This window comes from Halomonas sp. GFAJ-1, from assembly GCA_002966495.1.
GTDB lineage: Bacteria > Pseudomonadota > Gammaproteobacteria > Pseudomonadales > Halomonadaceae > Vreelandella.
Window position 1 is genome coordinate 3013599 of sequence record CP016490.1, and the last position, 15950, is coordinate 3029548.

General features: G+C 53.3%; 15 protein-coding genes. 4 read left to right on the plus strand and 11 right to left on the minus strand.

The genetic code is table 11. The annotated features are described in order from the left end of the window. Positions 1-134: 134 nt before the first annotated feature. From BB497_13585 to BB497_13600, 4 genes are all read left to right on the plus strand, one after another. The gene (locus BB497_13585) at positions 135-1034 is read left to right on the plus strand and encodes a nucleotide cyclase (GenBank protein ID AVI63663.1); all 900 of its coding nucleotides are present in this window, start codon (positions 135-137) and stop codon (positions 1032-1034) included. 26 nt (positions 1035-1060) lie between these two features. After that, complete coding sequence (locus tag BB497_13590) at positions 1061-1399, plus strand: 4a-hydroxytetrahydrobiopterin dehydratase (GenBank protein AVI63664.1); 339 nt, start codon at positions 1061-1063, stop codon at positions 1397-1399. Beyond that, positions 1400-2590, plus strand: coding sequence for an aromatic amino acid aminotransferase (locus BB497_13595; GenBank protein AVI63665.1), 1191 nt, complete (start codon positions 1400-1402; stop codon positions 2588-2590). A 234-nt stretch (positions 2591-2824) separates the two neighbouring features. Continuing rightward, a complete protein-coding gene (locus tag BB497_13600; protein AVI63666.1) occupies positions 2825-4315 on the plus strand; it encodes a uracil permease in 1491 nt (496 codons plus the stop codon). A 12-nt stretch (positions 4316-4327) separates the two neighbouring features. Here BB497_13600 and BB497_13605 read toward each other — a convergent pair whose 3' ends face one another. From BB497_13605 to BB497_13655, 11 genes are all read right to left on the minus strand, one after another. Continuing rightward, the gene (locus BB497_13605; protein AVI64356.1) at positions 4328-5662 is read right to left on the minus strand and encodes an MATE family efflux transporter; all 1335 of its coding nucleotides are present in this window, start codon (positions 5660-5662) and stop codon (positions 4328-4330) included. Between the two features lie 116 nt (positions 5663-5778). After that, positions 5779-6363 (minus strand): hypothetical protein, encoded by a 585-nt coding sequence (locus tag BB497_13610; GenBank protein ID AVI63667.1) that lies wholly within the window; start codon positions 6361-6363, stop codon positions 5779-5781. Positions 6364-6457: 94 nt separating this feature from the next. Next, positions 6458-7009, minus strand: a complete 552-nt coding sequence (locus BB497_13615; GenBank protein ID AVI63668.1) for a cytochrome b — start codon at positions 7007-7009, stop codon at positions 6458-6460. A 229-nt stretch (positions 7010-7238) separates the two neighbouring features. Next, positions 7239-8438, minus strand: coding sequence for an O-succinylhomoserine sulfhydrylase (locus BB497_13620; protein AVI63669.1), 1200 nt, complete (start codon positions 8436-8438; stop codon positions 7239-7241). A 35-nt stretch (positions 8439-8473) separates the two neighbouring features. After that, on the minus strand, positions 8474-9994 hold the full coding sequence (locus tag BB497_13625; GenBank protein AVI63670.1) for an amidophosphoribosyltransferase: 1521 nt from the start codon (positions 9992-9994) through the stop codon (positions 8474-8476). Positions 9995-10121: 127 nt separating this feature from the next. Then, complete coding sequence (locus BB497_13630) at positions 10122-10706, minus strand: colicin V production protein (protein AVI63671.1); 585 nt, start codon at positions 10704-10706, stop codon at positions 10122-10124. Between the two features lie 3 nt (positions 10707-10709). Beyond that, entirely contained in the window at positions 10710-11381 is a 672-nt protein-coding gene (locus BB497_13635; protein AVI63672.1) for a hypothetical protein, read from the minus strand. 42 nt (positions 11382-11423) lie between these two features. Then, entirely contained in the window at positions 11424-12752 is a 1329-nt protein-coding gene (locus tag BB497_13640) for a bifunctional folylpolyglutamate synthase/dihydrofolate synthase (protein ID AVI63673.1), read from the minus strand. Then, positions 12745-13755: an acetyl-CoA carboxylase subunit beta gene (locus BB497_13645; GenBank protein AVI63674.1), complete on the minus strand. Its 1011-nt coding sequence runs from the start codon at positions 13753-13755 to the stop codon at positions 12745-12747. The genes BB497_13640 and BB497_13645 overlap by 8 nt, the downstream gene beginning before the upstream one ends. A 92-nt stretch (positions 13756-13847) precedes the next feature. Next, positions 13848-14651, minus strand: a complete 804-nt coding sequence (locus BB497_13650) for a tryptophan synthase subunit alpha (GenBank protein ID AVI63675.1) — start codon at positions 14649-14651, stop codon at positions 13848-13850. A gap of 8 nt (positions 14652-14659) precedes the next feature. After that, entirely contained in the window at positions 14660-15898 is a 1239-nt protein-coding gene (locus tag BB497_13655) for a tryptophan synthase subunit beta (protein ID AVI63676.1), read from the minus strand. Positions 15899-15950 lie beyond the last annotated feature (52 nt).

Below are 15950 nucleotides of genomic sequence, written 5' to 3' on the forward strand. Positions count from 1 at the left end.
ATAAAAAACAACTTTTTAATGATAATTAACTATTAAAAATAATAGCATTGTCAGCAATGGCTTACATATTTGCTCAGCATTTAGGGCTAACCTGTTCGATCAATTTTAATTGACATTTTTTTGGAGATTCACGCATGCCCGTGGATAGCGTCATTTCTGCACCCCAGAGTGCCGATCTCCTGGTTCCCCTTATACCCGGGGTTGTGTTCCAATTTTACCGGTCCCACTGCGGGCAGATGCGCTTTTCATATTTGGAAGGCGGTGGCGAATCGCTAAAGCACATCGACCGGCACCAGCTTGCAAAAGATGCTAATCAACTGATCAAACAGCTAACCGATAGCGATCACCCAAAAATCATGTCTGCCATCGAGCGCTCTGCACGATGGATGCTGCCGCTTTCAACACGCTTTAGGCTGCCTTTTCCAAATGCTAAACCTCGCTGGATAGCGGTTAGTGCTAAGCCCGAGCCAGCGGCAAATGGCGTTTTTTGGAACGGGATTATGATGGATATTACCGACCAAGTAGCAGAAGAACAGCGGCTGCGTAAGCTATGCGATACGGACCCCCTAACCGGCTTACCAAACCGCCGCAAGCTAATGCTGCACTTGAACCACTTATCCTCTCTCAGTGCACGCCATGGCACGCCCCTTTCGATCATGATGATAGACATTGACCATTTTAAGCGGCTCAACGACCGCTGGGGTCACTTAGAGGGTGACAACGTACTTAAAAAGCTAGCCATAAAAACCCAGGCATTGTTGCGCAGTGAAGATATGGCTGCCAGGCTGGGCGGGGAGGAGTTTATGGTCGTGTTGCCGCTAACACCGCTACAGCAGTGCCATAAACTCGCTGACCGGCTGCGTGACGCTATCGCCAATCACGATTTTGGCGTAGGCACAGGCCAAGTAACTCTCAGCATTGGCGTGGCAGAATATCGCTGCGGAGAACCGCTTGACAGCTTAATTACCAGAGCCGATCAAGCCTTATACAGCGCTAAAGATGTTGGCCGCGACTGTGTCTGCCTTCTACCCTGAGGAGAGGTAAACAACAGGAGTACACCATGTCGAAGCTCTCCCAAATGTCTTGCGAACCCTGTGATGGCAATGCCGAACCGCTCTCTCCCCAAGCGTGCCAACAGCATCTTCAGGCACTTCCAGAGTGGCAGATTGTGGAGCACGATGGCATCATGAAGCTCACGAAACTCTTTTCGTTTCGTAACTTTGCTGATGCGCTTGCGTTTACCCAGCGCGTTGGCGACTTAGCAGAGCAGGCTGGGCACCACCCGGTGATTGTAACCCAATGGGGTAGTACCGAAGTGACGTGGTGGTTCCATGAAATCAAAGGCCTGCATATTAATGACTTCATTCTTGCCGCCAGAACCGACGAGGTAGTCGAATAAATGTTTGAGCATATTGAGCGAGTCCCTGGAGATGCCATTCTCGGGCTGATCGAAGCTTTTAAAAAAGATACCAACCCACAAAAAGTCGACCTAGGGGTTGGTGTATACCGCGATGACGCAGGCAACACCCCAGTGATGCGCGCCGTCAAAGAAGCTGAAGCTCGCCTGCTCAAGAATGAAACCACCAAGACCTACATTGGTTCTCACGGTGCTCCTGCCTATGGCGAAGTCGTTCTACCCATGGTGCTGGGCGCAGAATCACCGGTATTAAAAGCTAAACGTGCCAGCGCTACCCAGTCACCCGGCGGTACCGGAGCGCTTCGCTTAGCCGCTGATTTTGTGGCTACTCAGCTGCCTGGCAAAGGCATTTGGGTAAGCGATCCGACCTGGCCAAACCACCACGGTATTTTTACCGCTGCTGGCATTGAGCTGCACAAATATCCTTATGTCGACGCCGACAACCGCCTTGATTATGATGGCATGTTGGCCGCATTGAAAAAAATACCGGAAGGCGATGTCGTGGTGCTCCACGCCTGTTGCCACAACCCAACCGGCTTTGATCTCTCTACAGAGCAATGGCGAGAAGTGCTGGCCGTGCTGAGCGAACGTAAGCTGTTACCTCTGGTTGATTTTGCCTACCAGGGCTTTGGCCAAGGGTTAGATGAAGACGCTTACGGCGTGCGCCTGCTGGCAGAAAATTTAGATGAAGTTATTATCACCAGCTCGTGCTCTAAAAACTTCGGCATCTATTGTGAGCGTACCGGTTGTTTAATTGCAGTGGCTAAAGATACCGAGCAAATGGAAAACGTCCGCTCGCAAATCGCTATTGTAGCTCGCGAAAACTACTCCAATCCCCCCGCTCACGGCGGCGCAATTGTTAGCGAAATTCTCCATGATGCTGAGCTGACAAAAATGTGGCGTGAAGAGCTGACAGAAATGCGCGACCGCATTAATACGCTGCGTCGCGATTTTGTCGAAGCGCTCAAACCCTATGGCCTCGACCAGAAGTACGCCTGTGTAGCTGAACAACAGGGTATGTTCTCCTATACCGGATTAACTCCTGAACAGGTTGACCGCCTACGCGATGAGTTTGGTATTTACATGGTGCGTTCTGGCCGTGCCAACGTAGCAGGCTTCTCCCACGAAAACCTGCCCTACTTAGCCAAGGCTATTGCAGCGGTTAACGAATAAACCGTTAACACCGGAACGACTGCGCCCAGGCTTTCCGCCTGGGCGTTTTCTTTTATTTTTTATATACCTGCCTCTCAATCCTAAGCCTCATATTGTGTACAATTGCGCGCTTGCCGCCAGAGCCTGGGGCGCCCGCGCGGCGTCCAGCACAAAGCAATGCTTGACCGATTAGTCAGAGTTTCGGCACACTCAGCGTTGCCTTGTAAACAACACACTATAATCAAGAGGCCTAACATGGCGGCTGCCAGCACCCACTACCCGTGGTACAAAAAAGAAGATACCGACGCATTCTTCGCGCTGTTTCAGAACAATATTGCCAACTTTGTCATCATCTCGATTACGATGCTAGGCATGGGGTTCCCCAGCTCCATCGTTTATGGCCAAGTGCTCCCTGGCGCCGCTGTTGCAGTCATGGCAGGCAATTTTTATTACGCGTGGAGTGCTTCGCGTCTTGCCCGCAAAGAGAACCGTAGCGATGTCACGGCTCTCTCCTACGGCATTTCAACACCGGTCATGTTTGTATTTTTGTTTGGCGTACTGCTTCCAGCCAAGCAGTTAACCGGTGATGCTGAACTCGCCTGGAAAGTAGCGGTTGCCGCCTGTTTTATCAGCGGGGCGATTGAAGCCTTCGTTAGCGTTATTGGCCGCTGGGTGCAGTACCATTTACCCCGCGCCGCCATGCTTGGTGCCGTTGCAGGGGTTGCACTCACCTTTATTGCTGGCGAGATGCTATTTAAAACCTTGGAAATGCCAATCATCGGCTTACTGGTACTGGGTATTATCATCGTAGGCTTGGTGGCCCGTGTCAGCATGCCCTTCAAACTGCCAACGTCCTTATTCGCCATTGTAATAGGCACTGCCATGGCGTACCTGATTGGTGACGCTGGCAGCGAACGTTTCAGCGATGCGTTTACCCACTTAGGCTTCTACCCACTCCTGCCCAACCTCGCTTGGTTTGAGGGGCTTGGCTTGCTATTTACCGGCATGCTGGCTGTGCTCACCGTCGTGCTGCCCATTACGCTCTATAACGCCATTGAAACCATGAACAACGTTGAGGCCATGGAAGCCGCGGGCGACAAATACGACGTTCGTGAGTGCCAAGCAGTGGATGGCGCTGGCACCATGATTGGCGCGCTGTTTGGTGGGGTATTCCCTACCACGGTCTATATTGCAACCGTCGGGGCTAAGTGGATGGGCGCTGGCCGAGGGTACAGTATTTTAAATGGAGCCGTTTACGCACTGGCCACCATGTTTGGTTTGATTGCAGCGCTAGCCGCCATTATTCCCGTATCCGTCGTCGCACCTATTTTGGTGTTTGTCGGCATGTCGATGATTGCCACCGCATTCCAAGCCAACGACACTCGCTACTACCCTGCTATCGCATTGGCTATGTTGCCCTACTTCGCCAACTACGTGATGACCCGCTTTAATCGCGGCGCCGGTGAGGTGGTCAGCGATATTTCAAGCGCCATTGTGGTAATGGGCCAGGGCGCGATGTTTATGGCTATTTTCTTAGGTGCGATGACCGTTTCCGTCATCGACCATCAGTTCCGGCGCGCAGCTGTCTTTGCCCTTATTGCGGCTGGGTTCTCTTTCGTGGGTCTTATGCACGCTCCAGAAATAGCCTTTAACGCTGCCCCTGAATTTGTCATGGGCTATTTAGCAATGGCGGTTTTATTCGTCTACTTCTCTTTTCAGGAAGCTCCCCACAAACGCAATCTGTAAATAACGCGAGTATCAGGAGACATATCCCGCCTGCCGATGCGGGCGGGATAAGATGCGCCGCAGCAACACCCAGGCCATTAAACCCGCAGCCAGGTTACCGACCGCCGCACCGGCGGCTAAGCCAACCCACCCGTATAAGTAAGCGCCTAACCACAAGCAAGGCAAGTAACAGATAAACAGACGCGCACTTGAAAGTAGCATGGCACGTAGCGGCCACCCAAGTGCATTGCCTGCCGACACCACGAGCATACAGACGCCCAGAGCGGCGTAGCTGGGCAGTAAAAAGCGGATCACCAGTGCCAACTCTCCTTGCACTTCTGGGTTGCCCGCCAAAGCCATAGCGACCCAAGGTGCCGCTAATGCCAATAGCACGCCTAAGCTAAGTTGCCATATGACGGCCACTTTTATCGCTAAACGCATCAGTTGCTGAATCTGCCCCCAGTCTCCAGCACCATAGCAACGCCCCAGCCACGGCGGCAAAGACATCGTCATGGCTAATATCACCATCAAAGAGAGTGTTTCTAAGCGGCTAGCAAGTCCCCAGGCGGCAACGTAGGTATCCCCTAAACCCGCAACGGCTGTAATGGCTAGCATCGCCGCTAGCGGTGGCATCAACTGGCTCACCATGGCGGGCGCCGCAATGCCGGTAAAGGGTCGCCATGAACGTCGGCACTCCTGCCAAATATCCTGCCGTGTTACCCACTGGCAGCGCGCCAAAGTACCGCTCGTCAGTAAAAGCCCCACAGAAAAAGCGATAGCCGTTGCCCAAGCGGCTCCTGGCAACCCTAAGCCTGCCCACGGGCCTACCCCAAATATAAGCAGCGGGTCGAGCGCAAGGTTAATCAGGCTACTTAATACCATCATTTTACCAGGAGTTCGTGTATCGCCATGGGCGCGAAATACGCTATAGATAAAATAGAGCAGCGCCCCCAACCACGCAGAAAATAGCTGAGGCCCCCAGTAACTTCGAATATATCCCAGGGCTATTTCATCAGCGCCTAGCAGCTTAAATACGGGCACCTGAAGCAGCCATAGCACCACTACCAAACTGCCAATGACCGCTCCGCCAGCAATAAGTACTAGGCTGCTTAGCCGTTTAGCACGCGCCTTCTCCCCCGCGCCGAGCGCACGCGAGATAAGGGCGGCAATGGCAATCCCCATCCCCACCTGGATACCAATAATTAAAAAGGATAACGGGAAGGTAAACGACTGCGCGGCGAGCGGCGATGTACCTAAACGGGCAATGAAAGCACTGTCCACAAGTTGAAAACCCAATAGCGCCAAGACACCAATTGCCATTGGCCAGGTTTGCCGCCATAGGGTTATAGCCAACTCACGCTGTTGCATAAAAGCTGCCAAACGCATGCTCCCTGATCGATTAGAAACTAAAAAACCGCTAGAGCATCACATACAAAAGCGCCACCACCCCAACTGGGGTGGTGGCGCTTTTAGTTAAGCAAGACTTACTGGCGAATACCTTCAAACGTCACGTAAAGCTCTAGCTCGTGCATTGATTCAGGGAAGTCGCTCATGTCAATTCCGAAATCGCTAAGCGTCAGCATAGTGCTGCCTTCAAAACCTGCACGGTAGTTGCCCCAGGGGTCGTCACCTTCGCCCATTAAGGTAACCGGCATTTCAATTTCTTGAGTTTCGCCGTGCAGCGTTAGATCACCCGTTACCACGCCCTCGTTGTCGCCGGTTGATTCAAAACCTGTCGACGTAAAGGTTGCTGTTGGGTACTCGCTAGCATTGAGGAAGTCGCTGCTTAAGAAGTGGCGATCACGCTCAGCATGATTGGTGTTAAGGCTATTAACCTGCACTTCCATTTCTACAGAAGAGGCGTCTAAGTCATCCTCATCGTAGTAGAACTGGCCATCAAACTCTTCAAACGTACCAAGAATGTAAGAGAAGCCTAAATGGTTGATTTTGAACTGTACAAAGGCGTGCTGACCTTCGATATCAATCTGGTAGTCAGCGGCCTGTGCCTGGCTAAGGGGCACCATAGCAGCGGCAGCAATAGCGGTAGCAAAAGCAGTTTTCTTCAACATATTCAATGTATCCTCTCTTTCCTTAAGAATTACTACGGTGAGTATTACCCACCCTAGCAGCGTGCAGATTGAGTCTTTGTTCGAACAACGAGCGTTACTTGGGACGATGAGCCGGATTGACCATACGAACCAAGGTGGAGTGACGGTCAAGCCAGTGATGCTTAATAGCGGCAAGCGCATGTCCCGCTGCTAACAACATTAATGCAATCGCGCTGTACCAATGAATGTCACCCGCCAGACTCGCTTGATTAGGCAAACCATAAAGCACCGCTGGCATGTCAAACCAACCAAATACGCTGATACCCCTACCATTGGCGGTGGAAATCATGTAGCCGCTTACCATCACCACCAGCAATAAAGTGTAAAGGGCAATGTGTCCTAAATGGGCCGCGACTTTTTCTAGACGACTCCCTTCTCCCTTAGGGGTCGGTTGCATCAAGCGCCAACCAATACGTAGTGCCGTCGCCAACAGTAACAAAACGCCGATTGAGCGATGTATCCACGGCCCTTGATTGTACCAAGGGTCGTAGTAGCCTAGGCCCGTCATCCACCACCCTAGAATAAATAGCCCGATAATAGTAAGGGCACTCAACCAATGAAACAGAATACTTATGACACCCCAACCATACTGTGTGTTCCGCCACATTCGATTAATCCCCATCTCTACCATCTAATTTGATATGTGAAGCCTAAACGCTCTGTGATTAATTTTATTTATTCTATGAATGTCTAAAGCATAACGGGTGTTACACAAAAAGACTGCTGAAAAAAGCAGAACACTTCATTCGTAAAAACCGTTGATAACCTGAAGCTAGGTCGCAAAGTCAATAAAAAACCGGCCAACGGCGACCGGTTCAATTCATCGCTTAAACAGGCTAAGGGGCTACAAGCGCATCCAAACCACGGGCAAGATCCCGCTGGATATCTGCCTGACTCTCCAAGCCAACCGCCACGCGGACTAGCCCTGGGGTTATTCCCGCAGCCGCTTTTTGATCCTCAGAGAGACGACCGTGTGTCGTGGTAGCCGGATGGGTAATCGTGGTTTTAACATCACCCAAGTTTCCCGTGATCGACAACATTCGCGTAGCATCTATCACTTGCCAGGCACCTGCTTGCCCACCCGTTACTTCAAAGCCCAATACGGCCCCAAAACCCCGCTGCTGATGCTTAGCAAGGGAATGCTGTGGGTGTACTTCCAAACCGCTGTAGTAGACCTTATTTACCGCAGGATGCTGATCTAGCCAGCGCGCCAGCGTCATCGCATTCTCACAGTGGGCGTTCATACGTAGCGAGAGGGTTTCCAGCCCTTTGGTAAAAATCCAGGCGTTAAAGGGGCTCAAGCATGGGCCACAGGTGCGCACCACGCCAAATACCTCTTCCAACACACTGTGCTTGCCCACCACGGCACCGCCAACTGCGCGCCCTTGGCCATCCAGGTACTTAGTGGCTGAGTGGATCACCAAATCAGCGCCAAGTGCTATGGGCTGCTGCAACGCAGGGGTTAAAAAGCAGTTATCAATGGCCAGCAAGGCCCCACAGCGCTGGGCAAGCGCAGCCAGTGCCTGTATATCAGCCACTTCCGACAACGGATTAGAAGGCGTCTCTGCAAATAGCAGCTTGGTCGCTGGGCTAACAGCCTCTTCCCAAGCAGCGATATTCGACAGTTCGACGTAGCGGGTGGTAATACCAAACTTACCCAGGTATTTATCAAACAAGCTAACGGTCGAACCAAAGAGCGAGCGAGAGGCGACAATTTCATCCCCTGCCGATAACAGCGCAAGCGCCGTTGAGAGGATGGCCGCCATGCCTGAACTCGTCGCAACACAACGCTCACCGCCCTCAAGCGCTGCCAAGCGACGCTCAAAGGTATGCACAGTGGGGTTGGTAAAGCGGGAATAGACGTTACCCGCCTCCTGTCCACCAAATTTACGCGCTGCTTCCGCCGCGCTTTCATATACAAAACTAGAGGTCGGAAAAATCGGCTCCGAATGCTCTTGCTCAAAAGTACGCTGGTGGCCTGCGCGAATCGCTAACGTCTCTAACGACCACTCATCCTGCTGGCTATCATCGTGCATGGCTTAGCCCCCTGCTGAAGACATCGTGAACATGACTAGTCGTCAAAATCATCGTCTTGGTTATGCATACCTACCAAGGCATGGTCGCCCGCACTCTGATCTTTTGCCGCATCGTTACGGCCGGCTTCTAATACGGCTAAGTAAGCGTCATCGATGTCGCCGGTTATGTAATTACCGTCAAACACTGAGCAGTCAAATGCTTTCATTTCAGGATTGACTTCCCGGCAGGCGTCTTTCAGATCTTCCAGGTCTTGATAGAAGATACGGTCAGCACCAATCAGCTGACCAACCTCTTCTTCTGTACGGCCATGGGCAATCAGCTCCGAGGCAACCGGCATATCAATACCGTACACATTGGGGTAGCGAACCGGCGGAGCCGCTGAGGCAAAGTAAACGTTTTGAGCGCCCGCATCCCGCGCCATCTGAATAATCTGCTTACAGGTGGTGCCTCGCACAATGGAGTCGTCCACCAACAGAACATTCTTACCTCTGAACTCAACATCAATGGCATTGAGCTTCTGGCGTACCGACTTTTTACGCTGGGTTTGGCCCGGCATAATAAAGGTACGGCCAATATAGCGGTTCTTCATAAACCCTTCACGATAGGTCACCCCAAGGTGTTGGGCCATTTCCAGTGCCGAGGTACGCGAGGTATCGGGGATAGGAATCACCACGTCGATGTCATGATCGGGCCACTCATTGAGAATGCGATCGCCAAGCTTGCGGCCCATTTGCATGCGCGTGCCGTAAACATAGGCGCCATCCAGCAGAGAATCCGGACGCGCCAAGTAAACGTGCTCAAAAATACACGAATGCAGCTGCGGACGATCTGCACAGACCTGGGTATGCACTTGCCCTTGCATATCGACGAAAATAGCTTCACCAGGCGCCAAGTCACGCTCAAGCTCAAAGCCACCGACGTCTAGCGCCACAGACTCAGAGGCAATCATCACCTCTTGGCCGTTATCACCCTGACGCGTACCGAACACCACTGGGCGAATGCCAAAGGGGTCGCGGAATGCCACCATACCAAAGCCATTGATGATCGCGACCGCCGCGTAGCCGCCTTTGCAGCGCCGATGCACTCTACGAACCGCATCAAAAATATCTTCTGCTTCTAAATGAAGCCCCTGCTTGCCCAGCTCATGGGCGAAAACGTTAAGCAACACTTCAGAATCTGAGCTGGTGTTGATATGGCGAAGATCAGTTGAGAAAAGCTCCTGTTTCAACTGCTCGGAATTAGTCAAGTTACCATTATGCGCTAGCGCGATGCCGTAAGGGGAGTTGACGTAGAACGGCTGAGATTCTGCTTCGCTGGAAGAGCCTGCGGTGGGATAACGTACGTGCCCAATGCCCAGGTTACCTTTAAGACGAGCCATGTGGCGGGTGTGAAATACATCACGAACCAGCCCATTGCTCTTGCGCAGTAAGAAGCGTCCCTCGCTCCAAGTCATCATGCCGGCAGCGTCCTGGCCCCGATGCTGAAGTACGGTCAGGGCATCGTAGATTCCCTGATTTACCGCCTGCTTGGCCAGAAGGCCTACAATACCGCACATTCCAGTTACCTCGCTTTAATGCCATGGCTTACCAGGGTAAGCCCGTACGTTCATCAACTCACATGCACCTACGCCGAATGCAACAGCACAGGTGCTTCTTTAAAGGGGGCGTCGCTAATCGTGATGGCTACTCGTTATCCGGAGGAAGGCTCAATTGCTGCTCCGCAGGTGTTTGCCTGGCACGTATGTCGGGGAGCGAGATATCGCGTAGCGACTCTGGCGCCTGGGGAAGCTCTCGCTCCCATTGATCAAGCTGGCTAACTGCCCAGTCTCTAAGCTCGATAAACGTTGGTCGCAGTGTCGCTTCCTGCCATGCCTGAAGCCCACCCAATGGCGTTAGGGTTATCAGTACAGTGGCTATCAGGAGTATGACCGCACCACGGGCAATACCAAAGGCCGCGCCCGCAAAGCGATTCAACAACCCCATTCCCACCCACTCAACCGCCGCATGAACCAAGCGGATAACGATGCCGCATAACAAAATGACGGCAAAAATCACTAAGACAAATGCCAGCACTAACCGGGCATCAAAGCTTTCAATAAAGCCACTCATTAAATCGGCGACAGGCTCAGCTAGCACGCGCGCCACCATAAGCGCCACTACCCATGCCGCAAGGCCTAACGCTTCCCTTATAAAGCCACGCACAAAACCTGCCAGCATGGAAAGCCCCAAAACCGCCAAGAACAGCGCATCTATCCAAGTAAGCGCCATAAATTAATCTCTTACCCTAACCAGCAAGCCCTGAACATTGGCACGCTGCTTAATCTGCGCCATTGCCGCTTCACCCTCTTCAGATGTGGCATAAGGACCCACATAAACCGTGGTTAAATTATTATCCCGCTCACGCCGATAGGTGCTAAACCCTTCCCCAGATAGCTGTTCACTCAAACGCTGGGCATTAGACACGTCACCGAAGCTGCCTACCTGGATTGCCCACTCGCCCTGCTGAGTAGGCGTTGGCGCTGAAGAGCTTGAGGAAGTGCTACCACTCGTATTACTAGCCATTAATTCAGCAATCGGGTCTCTGACGGGGTCGGGTTCGCTAGTGGCTTCGCTCTCCTCAACCGGCTCTTGAGTCGATGAAGCGGCTTCACTTGGGGGTGATACTTGGCTTGTTTCCGGCTGCTGGGGTTCAGCGTCAATAGGCGTACTGATCACAGCGTCGCCCTCCTGGGACGAAGAGGAGGGCAAGGCATTAATTGTGGACGGCATTTCAGGTGCAGGCACATCCTGGCGTGCTACTTGAACAGGCTGTTCAATCACAAACGTAGGCTGGGGGCGCTCTTCCCGAGGAGCAGGGTCACTCATCAACCACGGCACAATGATCGCCAGTAGCGCGAGCAAAATTACAATACCGCTGATGCGTTCCGTTTTACCGTATTTCATATCCATCTCCATCAGGCTAAGCGAGCACCACGGTTAGGACCTTTAAGCTTGCGGCAGTGGGTTTGCCAAGAGCGCCGCCACGGTAAAAAACGACCCGGTGGCCAGCACTCGGTCCTCGGGGACAAGCCTTTCAGCCATAGCGGCCACGCCTTCTTCGGGGGACGCCGCGCAATAATGCACATGCCCGCCCCGCGAGGTAATACGCTCCGCTAGCTCAACCGCTGGACGCCCACGCTCTCCCTCCAGGGTAACGCACACCCAATCGGTAATTCGTGGGAGTAGCGCATCAATCACCCCGTCGGCATCTTTGTCGTTAAGCATACCGATTAACGCCCATTGCCGCCCACCGGCAGGTGGCATGGGTAAGCGACGAGCCACGTACTCAACAGCATGAGGGTTATGGCCCACATCCAGGCACCACTGCCCCAACCACTGCATACGCCCTGGAAGCCTGACTGCCTTTAGCGCTTCACTACAAGCGCGAGTGGATAGCCGCACACCGCAAACCGCCAGGGATTGTAACGCTGTGGCGGCATTATCAATCGGAAGCCCTGGATCAGGAAGCCCATCCAGTGAAATAGTTTCACCCTCCGCGGTTAACCCATACCAACACCAAGCTGCGGCGGCATCCAAATGCTCACCGGAACTTTCATCAGCATTGTCGATAAACGCTGCATGGTTAAACGTTGACCCTAGATGATAAACGGGCGCCGCCATCTCGATAGCCGTTTCAGCAACGCTAGACGGCAAAGATTGGCTACCCAGCACGGCTGGCTTCCGCGGGCGGAAAATACCCGCTTTCTCTCGGCCAATTTGGGCAATATCAGTGCCTAAAAAGTTGGCATGATCCTGAGCAATCGTTGTCACCACGCCTACATCAGCATCAATGATATTAATTGCATCCAAACGCCCGCCTAAACCAACTTCGAGGAGCGCCACATCAAGCTTTGCCTGGGCTAGGCACCACAGTGCGCAGAGTGTTCCTGCTTCGAAATAGGTTAGGCTAATGGAAGGCGACTGAAGCCTAGCGGCCTCTACTTCATTGAAACCTGCTACTAACAGCGAATCTTCAGCTTCTTGACCATCAATGGTGACACGCTCGTTGTAGCGCAAAAGATGGGGAGAGGTGTAGGTACCCGCCCGCAGGCCATGGGCGCGAGCAATGGCATCCATCATGGCAAGGGTAGACCCCTTGCCATTAGTGCCTGCAACCGTAATGACACGTGGCGCAATGGGGCTTTCCAGCAGCCCCATCCGCTTGGCCACCTGAGACACCCGCTCAAGCCCCATATCGATCCCTACGGGATGCAGGGTTTCAAGATAGTGTAGCCACTCGGCTAAAGACTTAGGCATTGCTAAAGACTTAGGCATTGCGTGTCGAGTCGTCGCTCTTGGCCGGGCTGTGCTCGCTGTGAGCTTCTGTCGGCGCGGCTTCAGCAACATCGGCAACTCGCTCTTCATCCACTAGCGGTTCAGCAATTTCAATGTCTCCAAGCACGCTCTCTTCAACGACTGGCGCACTATGGTGGGTCAGCTTACGCAACACACTTCCCACGCGATTACGCATCTCGTGGCGATGCACAATCATATCCACCGTGCCGTGTTCAAGCAGGAACTCGCTGCGCTGGAACCCTTCCGGCAGGGTTTCACGCACGGTTTGCTCGATAACCCGCGGCCCAGCAAAACCAATCAGTGCGTTAGGTTCGGCAATGTTAAGGTCGCCAAGCATCGCAAGCGACGCCGAAACACCACCGAACACCGGGTCAGTAAGCACAGAGATATAAGGCACACCTTCCTGCTTAAGCTTTTCAAGCGCCGCAGAGGTCTTAGCCATTTGCATTAGCGAGAACAGTGCTTCTTGCATCCGAGCGCCGCCTGAAGCTGCAAAACAGATCAGCGGTATACGCTCTTCAAGGGCAATGGTTGCAGCACGCACGAACTTTTCGCCCACCACTGCCCCCATGGAACCACCCATGAACGTAAATTCAAACGCAACGGCTACCACGGGCAAGCCATCCAGCTCACCGCGCATCGCTACCAGAGCGTCTTTTTCGCCGGTATCTTTCTGCGCCGCCGCTAGGCGGTCTTTATACTTTTTTGAGTCACGGAATTTAAGGCGATCGCTGGGTTCAATCTCAGCAGCCACCTCTTCCCGCCCCTGTTTATCCAGAAACCAGTCCAAGCGCTTACGGGCCGTTAAGCGTAAGTGATGGTCACACTTGGGGCACACGCTGTTGTGCTTCTCTAGTTCCGGCAGGTAAAGCACTGCTTCGCACTTGGGACATTTACGCCAGAGGCCATCGGGCACGCTGGCACGACGGTCTTTACGCTGGATACGCCCCATGGAGGGCACGATTTTATCTAACCAGCTCATATCAAAAAGGCTTCCATATACGTCAATGCCTGGCACCGCCAAGCTTGATGAGTGTCGTCATTCAAATCAGTGTAGACGATGAGAGCACACGCTTAGGCATCCATCGCGGTGCGCATTTCTGCCAGCACGCTTTTAAGCTGACCGGCTATGGTTTCGGGTGCATCAACGCTGTCAGCAATGCGGTTAACCAGCGCACTACCTACGATAACGCCGTCGGCCACTTTCGCTACTTCCGCTGCGGTCACCCCATCGCGAATACCGAAGCCAACACATAGCGGCAAATCGGTCATTTCACGCAGCGGTGCTAAGTGGTCAGCCACATCTGCAGCGTTAAGCGTCGCCGCACCGGTCACGCCCTTAAGCGAAACATAATATAAATAGCCCTCACCGTGGGCGCATATTGTAGCGGCACGGGCATGGGAAGTGGTAGGCGCAACCAGGAAAATCGCCGCTAAATCACGCGCTTTTAACAGCGGGCCAAACTCTTCAGCCTCTTCTGGGGGCATATCGACTACTAGTACACCGTCAACGCCAACGCTTGCGGCTTTGTCTGCAAACACCTCGTAACCAATTCGCTCGATTGGATTTAAATACCCCATCAAAACGACAGGCGTCGTAGCGTCTGATTGGCGAAACTCCGCCACCATCTCTAACAGGTCGACTAAGCGAGTGCCTTGCTTTAGCGCCCGCTCGCAGGCTTTTTGGATAACAGGGCCATCGGCCATGGGGTCCGAAAACGGCACGCCAAGCTCGATAATATCAGCACCCGCCTCCACCAAGGCATGCATAAAGCCAACGGTGTATTGCGGGGCAGGATCACCTGCCGTGATATAGGGGATGAGTGCCTTACGGCCCTGCTGCTTTAATTCTGAAAAACGCTGGTCAATACGATTCATGCTCGCCCTTAAAACTCAATGCCGTCGATGTTAGCCACGGTCATGATATCTTTATCACCACGACCCGAAAGGTTGACCACAATGTGCTGGTCAGGGCGCATTGTCGGTGCTAACACCTTGGCGTGCGCTAGCGCATGGGCAGACTCAAGCGCTGGCATAATGCCTTCCATGTGGGTTAGCTCACGAAACGCTTCCAGCACTTCTTTATCGTTTGCCGCCACGTAGTTGACTCGACCAACGTCTTTCCAAAGCGCGTGCTCAGGGCCAACGCCTGGGTAGTCAAGCCCTGCTGAAATCGAATGGGTATCCGACACCTGGCCTGCTTCATCAGACATCAAATAGGTACGGTTACCGTGTAGCACCCCCCGGGGAGCGTTAGACGAAAGCGGCGCCGCATGGCGGCCCGTCTCAACACCGTCGCCGCCAGCTTCAACGCCGTACATCGCGACCGCATCGTCTTCCACAAAGGGGTAAAAAAGCCCCAGGGCATTAGAGCCGCCGCCCACGCAGGCCACTAGCGCATCGGGCAGGCGACCAATTTGCGCCAATGACTGTTGACGCGCCTCACGACCCACCACCGCGTTGAAGTCACGCACCAACTGTGGGTAAGGGTGCGGGCCAGCGACGGTACCGATGATATAAAACGTGTTGTCAACGTTGGTCACCCAGTCGCGCAACGCTTCGTTCATCGCATCTTTAAGCGTGCGAGTACCCGACTCCACCGGAATAACCCGCGCGCCCAGCAAGCGCATACGGTACACGTTTAGCTTCTGGCGCTGCACATCCGCCGCGCCCATATACACATCGCACTCAAGGCCTAAGCGCGCAGCCACGGTGGCTGTGGCAACACCATGTTGGCCAGCACCGGTTTCCGCAATAACCCGAGGCTTACCGGTTTTTTTTGCAAGCAACGCTTGGCCAATGGTGTTGTTTACCTTGTGAGCGCCAGTGTGGTTTAAATCTTCACGCTTTAGCCAAATCTGCGCACCACCTAACGACTGCGACCAACGCTCGGCATGATAAAGCGGCGATGGACGCCCCACATAGTGGGCTAGGTCACGGTCAAACTCTGCTTGGAAGGCTGGGTCATCACGCAGACTAAGATAGGTCTGCTCCAGCTCTTCTAGCGCAAAGCTCAAGGTTTCTGACACAAACCGGCCGCCGTAAGGCCCAAAATGACCACGGGCATCCGGCATTCGGGTCAGGTCGCTGAACTTGGTTTCAGTTGCTGAGACAGTCACAGGCATACCTCACAAGATCGCCAGAACAGGCAAATAATGAATGAACTAACTTAGAAAG

What these genes read in the sequence shown, in the direction of transcription:
- BB497_13585 (AVI63663.1), top strand. Translation starts at nt 135, where the DNA reads ATGCCCGTGGATAGCGTCATTTCTGCACCCCAGAGTGCCGATCTCCTG.
- BB497_13590 (AVI63664.1), top strand. Translation starts at nt 1,061, where the DNA reads ATGTCGAAGCTCTCCCAAATGTCTTGCGAACCCTGTGATGGCAATGCC.
- BB497_13595 (AVI63665.1), top strand. Translation starts at nt 1,400, where the DNA reads ATGTTTGAGCATATTGAGCGAGTCCCTGGAGATGCCATTCTCGGGCTG.
- BB497_13600 (AVI63666.1), top strand. Translation starts at nt 2,825, where the DNA reads ATGGCGGCTGCCAGCACCCACTACCCGTGGTACAAAAAAGAAGATACC.
- BB497_13605 (AVI64356.1), bottom strand. Translation starts at nt 5,662, where the DNA reads ATGCAACAGCGTGAGTTGGCTATAACCCTATGGCGGCAAACCTGGCCA.
- BB497_13610 (AVI63667.1), bottom strand. Translation starts at nt 6,363, where the DNA reads ATGTTGAAGAAAACTGCTTTTGCTACCGCTATTGCTGCCGCTGCTATG.
- BB497_13615 (AVI63668.1), bottom strand. Translation starts at nt 7,009, where the DNA reads ATGTGGCGGAACACACAGTATGGTTGGGGTGTCATAAGTATTCTGTTT.
- BB497_13620 (AVI63669.1), bottom strand. Translation starts at nt 8,438, where the DNA reads ATGCACGATGATAGCCAGCAGGATGAGTGGTCGTTAGAGACGTTAGCG.
- BB497_13625 (AVI63670.1), bottom strand. Translation starts at nt 9,994, where the DNA reads ATGTGCGGTATTGTAGGCCTTCTGGCCAAGCAGGCGGTAAATCAGGGA.
- BB497_13630 (AVI63671.1), bottom strand. Translation starts at nt 10,706, where the DNA reads ATGGCGCTTACTTGGATAGATGCGCTGTTCTTGGCGGTTTTGGGGCTT.
- BB497_13635 (AVI63672.1), bottom strand. Translation starts at nt 11,381, where the DNA reads ATGAAATACGGTAAAACGGAACGCATCAGCGGTATTGTAATTTTGCTC.
- BB497_13640 (AVI63673.1), bottom strand. Translation starts at nt 12,752, where the DNA reads ATGCCTAAGTCTTTAGCAATGCCTAAGTCTTTAGCCGAGTGGCTACAC.
- BB497_13645 (AVI63674.1), bottom strand. Translation starts at nt 13,755, where the DNA reads ATGAGCTGGTTAGATAAAATCGTGCCCTCCATGGGGCGTATCCAGCGT.
- BB497_13650 (AVI63675.1), bottom strand. Translation starts at nt 14,651, where the DNA reads ATGAATCGTATTGACCAGCGTTTTTCAGAATTAAAGCAGCAGGGCCGT.
- BB497_13655 (AVI63676.1), bottom strand. Translation starts at nt 15,898, where the DNA reads ATGCCTGTGACTGTCTCAGCAACTGAAACCAAGTTCAGCGACCTGACC.